At 42.6% G+C, this 13,088-nt stretch carries 10 protein-coding genes; 8 read left to right on the plus strand and 2 right to left on the minus strand.

All coding sequences use genetic code 11. From position 1 onward, the window contains the following. Both AC4CUX_RS10410 and AC4CUX_RS10415 read left to right on the plus strand, forming a co-directional pair. Window positions 1-3,105, plus strand: coding sequence for a type I restriction endonuclease subunit R (locus AC4CUX_RS10410; RefSeq protein WP_078388738.1), 3,105 nt, complete (start codon window positions 1-3; stop codon window positions 3,103-3,105). 735 nt (window positions 3,106-3,840) lie between these two features. Continuing rightward, window positions 3,841-4,485 (plus strand): HEPN domain-containing protein, encoded by a 645-nt coding sequence (locus AC4CUX_RS10415; RefSeq protein ID WP_004692336.1) that lies wholly within the window; start codon window positions 3,841-3,843, stop codon window positions 4,483-4,485. Window positions 4,486-4,547: 62 nt separating this feature from the next. Here the strand turns inward: AC4CUX_RS10415 and AC4CUX_RS10420 are convergent, their stop codons facing one another. Then, entirely contained in the window at window positions 4,548-5,738 is a 1,191-nt protein-coding gene (locus AC4CUX_RS10420) for an MFS transporter (RefSeq protein WP_419380894.1), read from the minus strand. 980 nt (window positions 5,739-6,718) lie between these two features. Here AC4CUX_RS10420 and AC4CUX_RS10425 point away from each other — a divergent pair. The 6 genes from AC4CUX_RS10425 (at window position 6,719) to AC4CUX_RS10450 (ending at window position 12,587) form a co-directional block, all read left to right on the plus strand. Beyond that, complete coding sequence (locus AC4CUX_RS10425; RefSeq protein ID WP_004979125.1) at window positions 6,719-7,846, plus strand: NAD(P) transhydrogenase subunit alpha; 1,128 nt, start codon at window positions 6,719-6,721, stop codon at window positions 7,844-7,846. 11 nt (window positions 7,847-7,857) lie between these two features. Continuing rightward, window positions 7,858-8,181 carry a proton-translocating transhydrogenase family protein gene (locus AC4CUX_RS10430; protein WP_004692331.1) on the plus strand — a complete coding sequence of 108 codons (324 nt, stop codon included), beginning with the start codon at window positions 7,858-7,860 and terminating at the stop codon, window positions 8,179-8,181. A 3-nt stretch (window positions 8,182-8,184) separates the two neighbouring features. After that, window positions 8,185-9,639, plus strand: a complete 1,455-nt coding sequence (locus tag AC4CUX_RS10435; RefSeq protein WP_078388736.1) for an NAD(P)(+) transhydrogenase (Re/Si-specific) subunit beta — start codon at window positions 8,185-8,187, stop codon at window positions 9,637-9,639. 97 nt (window positions 9,640-9,736) lie between these two features. Next, a complete protein-coding gene (locus AC4CUX_RS10440) occupies window positions 9,737-10,438 on the plus strand; it encodes an XAC2610-related protein (RefSeq protein ID WP_078388735.1) in 702 nt (233 codons plus the stop codon). Between the two features lie 185 nt (window positions 10,439-10,623). Beyond that, complete coding sequence (locus AC4CUX_RS10445) at window positions 10,624-11,961, plus strand: ammonium transporter (RefSeq protein ID WP_078388734.1); 1,338 nt, start codon at window positions 10,624-10,626, stop codon at window positions 11,959-11,961. A gap of 17 nt (window positions 11,962-11,978) precedes the next feature. Next, window positions 11,979-12,587, plus strand: coding sequence for a hypothetical protein (locus AC4CUX_RS10450; protein WP_078388733.1), 609 nt, complete (start codon window positions 11,979-11,981; stop codon window positions 12,585-12,587). A 47-nt stretch (window positions 12,588-12,634) separates the two neighbouring features. Here the strand turns inward: AC4CUX_RS10450 and rsfS are convergent, their stop codons facing one another. Continuing rightward, window positions 12,635-13,039: a ribosome silencing factor gene (rsfS, locus tag AC4CUX_RS10455; protein ID WP_004692321.1), complete on the minus strand. Its 405-nt coding sequence runs from the start codon at window positions 13,037-13,039 to the stop codon at window positions 12,635-12,637. Window positions 13,040-13,088 lie beyond the last annotated feature (49 nt).

Consider the following 13,088-nt stretch of genomic DNA (forward strand, 5'->3'; position numbering starts at 1 on the left):
ATGAATGAAACACAACTAGAAAATTTATGTTTAGATTGGTTTTCTGAAAATGGTTGGGAAGTCGTTCATGGTATTGATATTGCGCCCGACAGCAGTAATCCCCTACGCAAAGACTATAAACAAGTCTTAATTGAATCAGACTTACATGCTGCATTTGAACGATTAAATCCGCATCTTCCCATAAATTGTTTTGAACAAGTCTTACAAAAGCTGAATCAACCTGAAAGTTTAGATATTGTCACCAATAATCGCGCTTTCCATCGTATGTTGTTGGAAGGTGTACCTGTCACGTATAAGAAGCAAGATGATTGGGTACATGACCATGCCTTCTTAGTGGACTTTAATCATGTGCATCAAAACCGTTTTGTTGCGGTCAATCAATTTACTATTCTAGGTACTAAACAACCTCGACGTCCTGACATCATCTGTTTTATCAATGGTATTCCGTTTGCCGTGTTGGAGCTAAAAAGCCCAACCGATGAAAATGCAGATATCTGGGATGCCTTTAACCAGTTGCAAACTTACAAAGAAGAAATCTCGGATCTGTTTGTATTTAATGAAGCTTTGGTAGTCAGTGATGGTGTAACAGCACGTGTCGGTTCACTGACGGCGAATCAGGAACGCTTTTTACCGTGGCGTACGATCAAGAATGAAGATGATAAACCCGTTTTAGAATGGGAGTTAGAGACAGTTATTCGAGGCTTCTTTGATCGAGAATTGTTCCTGGATTACATTCGATTCTTTGTGTTGTTTGAAACAGATGGCGAAAAGACCATTAAGAAAATTGCAGGCTATCATCAATTCCATGCGGTTCGGGAAGCGGTACATGCGACCATTGCAGCAGCCAATCCAACTGGGGATAAAAAAGCCGGTGTTGTATGGCATACCCAAGGCTCGGGTAAAAGTATCTCCATGTGTTGCTATGCAGGTAAACTTTTACAGCAGCCCGCTATGCACAACCCAACCTTGTTAATCGTGACTGACCGTAATGACTTGGATGGACAGCTCTTTGAAACCTTTAGCAATGCTCAAGAATTATTAAAGCAAACCCCAGTACAAGCCAATAACCGTGATGAGCTAAGACAGCTTTTGGCTGAGCGTGAGTCTGGTGGAATCATTTTTACTACAGTACAAAAGTTTGCATTACTGGAAGGTGAGAGTGAGCATCCATTATTGAATGGACGCCATAATATTGTTGTGATGTCAGATGAAGCACATCGTAGCCAATATGGTTTGAAAGCAAAACTAAACAATGATGGCACATACAAGTTCGGCTATGCCAAGCACATGCGTGATGCTTTAAAGAATGCTGCTTTTATTGGCTTTACTGGAACTCCAATCTCAAGTGAAGATAAAGACACCCGAGCCGTCTTTGGCGACTATGTCTCCATCTATGATATTCAGGATGCCGTCGATGATGGTGCAACAGTCCCAATCTACTACGAATCACGCTTGGCAAAGTTAGATATTAATCAGGCTGAAATCGAAGAGCTATCTGATCAAGTTGATGAGGTTGTAGAAGATGAAGAATATGTTGGTAACCGAGAAAAGACTAAAAGTGAGTGGAGCCGACTAGAAAAGCTGCTGGGTGCCACACCACGGCTGAAACAGATTGCTGCGGATTTAGTCGCACACTTTGAAGCTCGTACTGAAGCGACGGCGGGTAAAGGTATGATTGTGACCATGAGCCGAGAGATCTGTGTCCACCTTTACAATGAGATTATTGCCTTACGTCCAGATTGGCATGACCCTGATCCTGAAAAAGGCAAAATCAAAATTGTGATGACGGGTTCAGCTTCAGATAAACCATTATTACAGCCGCATATCTACAATAAGCAAACTAAAAAACGTCTTGAGAAACGCTTTAAGGATGTCAAAGATCCTTTGCAGTTAGTGATCGTGCGCGATATGTGGCTCACAGGTTTTGATGCGCCTTGTACGCACACCATGTATATCGACAAACCGATGAAGGGGCACAACCTCATGCAGGCTATTGCACGTGTGAACCGTGTCTTTAAAGATAAGCAGGGTGGACTAGTTGTTGACTATATCGGCATTGCTAATGAATTGAAGCAAGCCTTAAAAACCTATACCGATGCCAAAGGTAAAGGGGAACCAACATTACGTGCAGAAGAAGCTTATGCGGTTCTTGCTGAAAAGATGGATGCGATACGGGGAATGTTTGCCAAAACCAATGAACAGGTTGGCATGGATTTAAGTGCTTATGAAACTCAGGCACACCGACTGATTATCCCCGCAGCTAACTATGTGCTGAGCTTGAAGGATGGTAAAAAGCGTTTTCTTGATTTAGTCCTGGCAATCAATAAAGCCTTCTCTTTATGCAGCACCTTGGATGAAGCGAAGAACCTGCACAAAGAAATTGCCTTTTACTCAGCCATTAAAGCGGTCATTAGCAAGCATACCTCTGTAGATCGTAAACTGTCGCAAGCGGAAAAGGACAGTACGCTAAAACAGATTCTGGATAATGCTGTCATTGCTGATGGGGTAACAGATGTCTTTGCAATGTGTGGTTTGGATAAACCCAACATTGGCTTGCTTTCAGATGAGTTCTTAGAAGATGTAAGGCAGATGCCATACCGTAACTTGGCAGTTGAACTGTTGGAAAAGTTACTCAATGATGGCATTAAGGCAAAGACACGAAACAATGTGGTACAGGAAAAACGCTTCTCTGACCGTTTGCAGGAAACCTTGAGGAAATACAATAACCGAGCGATTGAAACGTCTCAGGTCATTGAAGAACTCATTCAAATGGCAAAAGAGTTTCAGGCAGAAATGCAGCGTGAAGCTTCACTTGGCTTGAATCCAGATGAAATCGCTTTCTATGATGCTTTGGCAAACAATGAAAGTGCTGTCAGAGAGCTTGGAGACGATACGTTGAAACAGATCGCACGAGAGATTACCGAAAAGCTCAGGAAGTCAACGACCGTCGATTGGCAGGTTAGGGACAGTGTCCGTGCTCAGCTGAAAATATTAGTACGTCGTACTTTACAGCGTTGGAAGTATCCACCTGATAAAGCAGCTGAAGCGATTGAGTTGGTGATGAAGCAGGCGGAGACTTTGTCGAATGCTTGGACGTGTGCTTAACTAATAATTCGATTGAAAAATTGGTAAGCATTTGGCTTGCCAATTGTTTTTTACACCAAATTTACGCCATTAAAATTTATAATAATAATAAATCATTGTTTTTAAATAGTAATATTTATTTGTTTGTCCAATCCATCATAGGTGCAACACTGATTCGTGGAGATTGAGGGGTTTCAATGGTTTTGTCAGTATTCATTAAAAAATCAGGCTCTTGATCAGTGTTTATCAGCTTTTGTCTGCAAAGACATGGTGAACAACCTATGTCTTAGAGCGGAAGCGGTGCAAAGAAATATGTGGGAAATTACATGAAAATCAGATGTCGCAAAGCCAAAGCGTCAATCCATTTATTGAGCAAGATACAGCACAATGTAATGAGCTGAAATGCATTCATTACCGATAGGAGGATCTTTGGGAGTGGACGAAAAATGAAACTCGGTGCTTCATTTTTATTCAGGTATTTCCGATAGCACGCAATACTATCACAAAAATGGAATACATTCATTGAGAGGTATTATCTGCTTTTATCAACCTTAGAACTTATAATTAATGGTAAGAGGAGCAGCCAATATTCATTAGATACATTGAAATATAGAAAACAGAATGTTTTTTTCGATAGAACATTCACACTGAACTTGTGGGATTTATCAATCATTATGTCCTAGCAGGATTAAATTGAATTTAGCTTAATCATTCAGTATGTTGAATATATAGAAGAATAAAGTATAGGAAAAGCCGATGTTGCTTTTAGAAGAAATTTTTAAAACTAAAAAAATACAACAGAGTGATGAGTTTAATCTGAGAATACATCGTGGGCTGAGTTGGTTAAAGCAAGCATTCCTGCTCGATCATGATCCCGATTTGCAATTTATCAGCCTCTGGATTTCTTTCAATGCGATATATGCACAAGACTTGGGGCAAAGTCAGGACAAACAGAGTTTACGTCAGTTCTTACATTTAATTTGCCAGCATGATGTCGATCATAGAATTTATAGCATTTTATGGGACAAGTTTAGTCAAGCCATTCGTATGCTCTTAGACAACCAATACACCTATCAAGGCTATTGGGACTATCAAAATAAGAAAATTGGTTTAGAGGTTTGTAAGGCTCAGCTTGAACAAGAAAAGAAAAAAGTGGCGAAAGCGCTACAACAGAAGCATTCGGTTGATATTTTACTGGTACTGTTTAACCGTTTATATACCTTGAGAAATCAGCTGATGCATGGCGGTTCAACCTATAAGAGTTCATTAAACCGTAAGCAGCTACAAGATGGCTGTCAAATTTTATCGGCTTTGCTGCCCGCATTTTTGTATATTGCTTTGGAAAATGCCGATAGTCTCGACTTGGGTAAACCTTTTTACCCCGTGGCTCAGGTCAGTTAGCGCTCAAAATGAAGTGCCCAAACCAAAAGACAGTTTACTCAGTCAACTGTCTTTTTTAAGGGTTAAGCAATACCATGTTTTTTGCTATACAGGGTATCCAGCAGAGCAAAGACACTCGCCATCATCACCAGTGTAATACCGACTAAACATGTACTGCTCCAGCCGCCGTGATGCCATGCATAGACACCCAGTGCCGAGCCACACGCGCCACCAATAAAATATAAGGTCATATAGATGGAGTTCACCCGAGACTTCGCATCGGGGCGTAAACGGAAAATCACGTTTTGGTTACAACTGTGTGTGGTTGCAAGTCCTAAATTAATCAGTGCATAACCGATGATGTAGCTGATGAGTGAACTCCCGCCTAAGTATAGAAAGGCCCAACTGAGGGCTAAAGTCCCACAGCCGACCCACGTCAAAAGCAGGGTATAACCGTGATCGGCCCATTTACCAATCCACTGGGTGGAGAGTGCACCAAATACGCCGACCAAAGTTACCACGCCGACTAAAACATCCGAAAGTTGAAATGGCTCAGAGGTTAAAAGTAGGGCAATGGTTGAAAACAGCATACTCATGGCAGCAAAAGCAAATCCACCCGTGATTGAGCGAAACACCAAACGCGGCTCTTGTTGCAGCAGACTCCCCATGGACTTAAAAATGTCGAAATAGGTGATTTTGAGTTTTGGTAGTTGGGGGAGTTTTCCTTTCATCAGAAGGGCCAAAGCAAACATGGCGATGCCACTCAGCACATAAATCATTTTCCAGTGCCATAAGTCTGAGAGTAATCCAGCCACACTGGTCGACAGTAAAATCCCGACCAATAAGCCACTCATGAGGAAACCGACTACTTCTCCCGTTTTTTCAGGTTTGACTGCCATCGTAGCCAGAGGAATCAGCACTTGTGCTGCGACAGAAAAGAGTCCCGTAATAATGGTACCCAGCCAGAGCATCGATAAGTTGGTAGATGTCGCACAGATAAACAGTCCAGCAGATGCGCCAAACATCAGGAATGGAATCAGTTTGGCTTTGTTCAGCATGTCGCCTAAGGGCACAATGAACAGTAAACCCAAAGCATAGGAAACTTGAGCAAAGGTCACGGTCAAAGCCACTTGTTCTTCTGGTGCTTGAAAGCTTTGCTGAATAGAGGAAATCAAAGGCTGGCAATAATAGTTTGCCCCTGCACATAAGCCGCAGACAATTGCCATCAGCCAGAGCAGAGATTTGTCTCGACTGATGTCGAAAGAAGTATTCATAATGAGCCTTTGATGAGGGAGTATTTTTTAGAATGACGTTTACATCGTGCTTGAGCTAAATAGATGCATCGTTTCAGAAATTGTATACGAAGCTGGGGGCAAAAGCCTATTCATCTAATACAATCAAAAAATGATGATATTTAGAATTTCCTGTCAAAAAATAATAAAAATCTTTAAAAAATTCTGAGCATGGCCGTCTATTTTGTATGAAATTGTTGCATTCGATCATTTTTACTCATCTTGCACATCAAAGATTTGGGGCAAATTACTGAAATATTCATCTATTTAAGGTATTTTTGCTTAATTATGGTGCATTTTTACTTAAGCCTAGTGTTTCAATGCGCGCCATTATCATCCCATAAAATATGAAAAAAACATTTTTGTTGGTCGTTCCGCGTTTTAGATCTATTTAAACGTGATTAATCCTTCCTCGTATTTTTATATGATCCACTTCAAATACACGTTTCAGTTGGACTAAATTTTGAGCATTGGCATTTTTGATCGATGAAACATAGGAACAGGCCAATTCTAAGCTTTTGCAAATGGGGCAAAACTGTCATTCAAGTCAATGCCTGCAAAGTTTGCGCGACGGCAGATGGCAAAGCTCGATGAATGACAGGTTCGGGTTAATGTGAACGTGGTGGTTCATATTCTTGGATTGGTCAAAAAGATCAATACTGCGGAATTAAAGGACTTAGTTTTGTGCAAAAAAAGTGCAGATTTTAGTGTAAAAAGATCTGTAGCTCAGAATTTGAATAGAAATAAATCAATTTTTAAGCGGATTCAAAGTAAATAAACGAGATATCACCCAATATTTTTTATGAATCACCAGTTCAGTATATGGGTATTTATTAAATAAATAGTGGGTGGTATTTTAAAAAAGTTTCATTAGAATCCAAAAATTCATAAGAACATCCTGTGAGAAAACATTGCCTAATCGGTGATGTTTACTTTAAGAAAAACTAGCTTGAGGGACGCTCATGCAGATCGGAATTCCAGCCGAAACTGTCGTCGGTGAAAATCGTGTAGCCGCAACGCCAGAAACGGTAAAAAAGTTGATCAGTGCTGGTCATAGTGTAGTGATTGAACGTAGAGCAGGTGTGAAAGCTGCTTATATCGACAGTGCTTATGAGCAAGTCGGTGCTACGCTGACAGATGATGCCTATACCGGTAGCCAAATGATTTTGAAAGTACGTGCCCCTCAGGGTGCTGAAATTCAAAAGCTTGCGCCAAATACATCGGTTATTGCCATGTTTGACCCGTACCGTAATACGGAGCTTGATCAATTTGCATCACAACAAGTGTCTGCATTTGCTTTGGAGCTACTGCCACGAACTTTATCTCGTGCGCAGAACATGGACGTATTATCTTCACAAGCTAACTTGTCGGGTTACAAGTCAGTGCTTCTTGCTGCGGCAGAGTACCAGCGCATGTTCCCAATGTTGATGACGGCTGCGGGTACTGTAAAACCTGCACGTGTCGTGATCATGGGGGTCGGTGTTGCTGGTCTACAAGCGATTGCGACAGCAAAACGTTTGGGTGCTGTGGTTGAAGCAACGGATTTACGTCCGACTGCGAAAGATCAAGTGGAATCTTTGGGTGGCAAATGGCTAGACGTACCTATGTCAGCGGAAGAACAGCAAAAAGCAGCCGATGCTGCGAAAAATGGTTATGGTTGGATGCCAGGTGAAGACTATATCCGCGATCAAGCTATTATTGTGGACAAAGCTGTATCGAATGCTGACATCGTGATTACCACTGCACTTTTACCAGGTCGTAATGCACCACGTCTGATTAAGGCGGAAACAGTTGCCAAAATGAAACCAGGTTCAATCATCCTTGATATGGCGGTTGAAACAGGCGGTAACGTTGAAGGTTCTAAGAATGGTGAAAATGTTGTGACTGACAACGGCGTAACCATTTTAGGTATTCCAAACATTCCTTCTACAGTTTCAACTGAAGCTTCTGCTTTGTATGCACGAAATGTCTTGAACTTCTTAGATACTTTATTTGATGCAGAGAAAAACTTTGCTATCAATCCTGAAGAAGAAATTCAAAAAGCCCTTCTAGTAACTCATGGCGGTCAAGTACTGCTGAAGCGTGGTTAAGGAGATAGATCATGGTTGAAACAATTACAATTTTCGTCCTTGCCATCTTTGTAGGTTACTACGTCGTGTGGGGCGTTACGCCAGCACTACATACACCGCTTATGGCAGTAACCAATGCGTTGTCATCGATCATCGTGGTGGGCGCAATGATTCAAACGGTGGGGATTCCTGCAATTGGTGTTGATGCGAATGTTGCATTCCAAAGTGTGAATGTGGTGAGCATTTTAGGTGCGATTGCGGTGTTCTTAGCAAGTATCAATATTTTCGGTGGCTTCGCAGTAACTGCGCGCATGCTTGAAATGTTCAAGCCAAAGCAAAAGAAAAAAGAGGGCTAATATATGGAATTCATTCGAGACTATGCGGATTGGTTCTACCTGATTGGTGCTGTCCTCTTTATCTTAACTTTACGTGGTTTGTCTGGCCCGAAGACGGCAATTCAAGGCAACCGTTACGGCATGATCGCAATGGCGATTGCTGTAGTGACTACCTTCTTTGTGGCAGATCATCCTGTGATTTGGATGATTGGTGGTGCGATGGTGCTGGGTGCGATTGTGGGTATTGCTCGTGCGCGCACTGTACCTATGACGCAGATGCCTGAAACGGTCGCATTGATGCACTCTTTGGTGGGCCTGGCTGCGGTATTGATTGCGATTGCGGCAATTCTACATAACAACCAACTGACTGCATTATTTGCACAAAATGAAGCGGCATTAACTGCTGCGGGTGTGCAACATGCACACATGAGCCAGGTTCATTTATTTGAATTGTTCGTGGGCTGTTTCGTCGGTGCGATTACCTTTACAGCGTCTGTATTTGCTTATGGTAAATTGGCTGCAAAAAAATGGGCGAAAACCATTTCTGGTGCATGGGTTAAACCTGTACAAGCGCTGATTTTCCTTGCAATGTTGGCATGTGGTGTGTACTTCTTCACAACAGGCAACATGAATGCATTCTGGGCTATGACTGCACTGGCACTTGCATTCGGTTGGGTGTGGATTGCACCAGTCGGCGGCGGTGATATGCCAGTGGTGGTATCGCTATTGAACTCCTTCTCTGGTTGGGCAGCAGCAGGTATTGGTTTCACACTCGAAAACAATATGTTGATCGTTGCGGGTTCACTGGTGGGTTCTTCAGGTGCGATTCTGTCTTACATCATGTGTAAAGCCATGAACCGTTCAATCATCAACGTTTTGTTTGGTGGTGCAATGGGTGGAACTGCGGTAGCTTCTGCAGACAAAGGCGAACAAGCACAGCGTAACCATCGTTCTGGTTCAGCAGATGACGCCGGCTTCTTGATGTCAAATGCAGACAGCGTTGTGATCGTACCGGGTTATGGTATGGCGCAAGGTCGTGCACAAAATGCGGTCAAAGAACTGTGTGAAATCCTAAAAGAACAGGGTGTAAAAGTGCGCTTCGCCATTCACCCAGTTGCTGGTCGTATGCCGGGTCACATGAACGTACTTTTGGCTGAAGCAGACGTGGCTTATGAAGACATCTTAGAGATGGATGAGATTAACTCTGACTTCCCTGCAACAGATGTGGTGCTTGTGATTGGTGCGAATGACGTGGTCAACCCTGCAGCGAAAGACGATCCAACATCTCCAATTTATGGCATGCCAATTCTTGAAGCACATAAAGCACGTACCATTATGGTCATCAAACGTTCTATGGCGACAGGTTATGCAGGTCTAGACAACGATTTGTTCTATAACGAAAAAACTATGATGATCTTCGGTGATGCGAAGAAAGTGGTTGAAGACATGACTAAAGCAATCAATGGTGGTGGACACTAATCCTCCTCCTAGAGTGTATAAAGACCACCTTCGGGTGGTTTTTTTATGTTTGCAGCTTTTGCTAAGATGATGTTTAACTTTTCAATAAGAAAACAATATGAACATAAATCAGATCTCGTGTCAGCTGCTGTTGATATTTGGTGTGTTCGTTTTGAGTCAAACTACTCAGGCTCAAGTCTTCGAAATAAAAAATGCATCGAAGCACTATGATGTAAAAATGACGAGGAACTGTACGGACAGTAGCTGTGATGGACAAGCCAATATTGATCTTTACCTAAAAGGGACAACACAGCACTTTCAGCATTTTTCCTCGGCTGAATTGACGATGGATCTGGACGAAACTTACAAACCGTCTGTTAATGTGGTGCAGCTTTATGGTGAGCAAAGCGCATTAATTTTTGCTGACTTTAACTTTGACGGGAGTGAGGATGTCGCCATCCGTAATGGTAACTATGGTGCCTATGGTGGACCAACCTACGATGTGTATGTCTTTCATCGAACCAAAAATAAATTTGTTCTGAGTGAGGAGCTATCGGCCTTAACCCATGAAAATTTGGGCATGTTTGAGGTCGATCCAAAACAGAAAAGAATCTTAACCTTCAATAAAAGTGGATGTTGTTATCACATCCGTTCGGAATATATTGTGATTCCTAAACATGGTTTGAGTTTAGTCAAAGAGTTTATTGAAGATGCAACAGTCCAAGCGGGAAAGGTTAAAGTGACAGAGCGAACGCTGAATCGTGGTCGATGGATAGAGAAGGTTCACTATTATGCTGTGGATGAGTACTATAAAAACTAAAAGTTATGTTTTATCAATTGGCTTATAAATTCATTTTGACTTCTTGTATGGTGTATCGTTTTTTCACCTTGTTTAAATCGCTCCGTTTATATTGGCGGGCATGGATCATGATTAAATATCCGTAATGTGTTGAAACACTGGCATTGATTTTGCAATTGAAATGAATAATCTTTGGGGGATTATTCATGAAAAAAATAAAATACTTACTCTTCTTTGTGTGCTGTATTGCTTTACCCAGTTTTGCTGCAGAGCCCCTGCCAACACAGGCTCAAAATATTCAAGAGATTCGCCTCTCGCTTGACAGTGTCTGGGTGGTGCTGGGTGGCATCTTGGTGTTTTTCATGCAAGCAGGTTTTGCCCTGATTGAAAGTGGTTCGGTGCGCTCTAAAAACACCATTAATGTACTCATGAAAAACTATATGGATGCCTGTTTAGGGGGCTTGGTGTTTTGGTTGATTGGCTTTGGTTTGATGTTTGGTGTCAATACGAGTGGTTGGATAGGAACTTCGCATTTTGCACCCAATGCCATGGATGACTGGCACTGGAACCTCTTGTTCTTTCAAATGATGTTTGCGGCCACCGCCACGACGATTGCCAGTGGGGCGATGGCTGAGCGGATTCACTTTGTGGCGTATATCGTGAGTGCTGCGGTGGTCAGTGGTTTGATCTACCCGATTTTTGGTGCATGGGCTTGGGGGAGTCTATTTGATGGTGAAGGTTGGCTAAAAGCCATGGGCTTTATCGACTTTGCTGGTTCAACGGTGGTGCATTCGATTGGTGGATGGGTGGCCTTAGCCGGAATTATTGTGCTGGGACCCCGTTTAGGACGGTTTGGACGCAATGGGCAGGTCCATTATTTGGCAGGACATAATTTACCGTTGGTGGCGCTAGGCGGTTTTGTTCTATGGCTGGCATGGTTTGGTTTTAATGCGGCCTCTACCGTGAAGGCAGATGTGAGTATTGGGCGGATTGCCTTGAATACACATTTGGCGGCGTGTGCTTCGGCAGTTGCCTATATGGTTTATACCCTAATACGTGGTAAAGCAATTTTAATGCGCGGCACCATTAATGCCTCCTTGGGTGGGCTGGTTGCAATTACGGCGGGCTGTGCAACCATGAGTCCACTGTATGCCATCATCAGTGGGGCGGTTGCAGGTGTACTGGTCAGTATTTTACCAGTGGTGATGGAAAAACTCCGCTTGGATGATGTGGTCGATGCGGTGACTGTGCATGGTTTTTGTGGGGCATGGGGCACATTGGCAGCGGGTTTGTTTTTTGAAAACAATATGTTTAATGCGGGGCTCATTGCGGTACAAGGCTTGGGGATTTTGACAGCCTTTGCGTGGGGTTTTGGTGTGGCGTTGATCGTCTTTAAAGTCTTAGACCTCGTTCTTGGTGGTTTGCGGGTGAGTAAACAACATGAACAACGTGGCTTGGACTATACCGAACATGCAGAACTATCTTATCCTGAGTTTCAGCGTGATGTGACGTTTGAAACTGATGATATGACCAAACGTCATTAATGAAAGGAGGATAGCTCATGTCGACTGAAACATTAACTATTTTACAAAAACGCCAAGCGATCGAACGTGGGTTAAGTCAGTACTTACAAGGAACACTTTTAGAGCAAGTATTGAATCATTGGGAAGCGAAATATGGTGATCAACCCTCCTTTGTCCTGAATCGTTTTTTGAGTGAAATCTGTACCACAGAGGAATTACGTTACTTTCGAAAAGACATGCTCAAAAATGTCTTGGCCGAGATGGCCCAAGTTGAAAAACAAGTGTTGTTGAATCCCTCTGCAAAAGCATCGAAAAGCGAACAAGGGGGAGCAGTGTTACTCGATGCATTGACGTTTTTTATGCAAAATATCTGTCAAGCAGTCAAAGCCGTTGATGTGCAGGAGTTTGAGCGTGAAGTGAAAATGCAGCTAGAGGCTTTATCCATTGTGATTGATAGGTATCAGGCCTTGAATGATCGAGCGGTGCTCGAAGCTTTGCCCATGACTCAATATGCGCAGATCTTGACAGTCTGTTATGAAAATTATTGTGAGTTTTATGGTCCTGCAAAAGCAGATCAACTCTATGCCCACGTGAAGCGCCAAGTGAAAGAGCGTTACCCAATGGTCGATATGCATCGCTTAATTTAAATAAAATTAGACATAAAAAAAGCGACCTTCAGGTCGCTCTTTTCATATTAGGCTACAGTTTCTTCTGGGGCTGCACGCCAAAGGCTTTCTAGGTCGTAGAAACGACGTGCTGTTGGCAACATCACGTGCACAACAACAAAGCCAAGATCAATCAAGATCCATTCTGCATCACGTTCGCCTTCGACACCGAGAGGGCGAAAACCTGCTTTACGTGCTTCTTCAGCAACGTTATCAGCAAGTGCTTTGATGTGACGCGTTGATGTACCGCTTGCAATCACAATTGCATCAGCGACGTTGCTGATTAGGCTGACATCAATCGCTAAAATATCTTTTGCTTTTACATCTTCAAGGGCTTCATGTACAACTTTTAAGCAAGCTTGTACGTCGGCAGCTTGGGTATTCATTGCGAAATCGTGAGAATTAGAAGCGCTGGGCGATGGTTCTAAATTCATAAAGGGAATTTTTCCGGACAATAACTCATCTTATAATATAGCGTTTTTA

It is taken from the genome of Acinetobacter sp. 231_lipA (assembly GCF_058243005.1).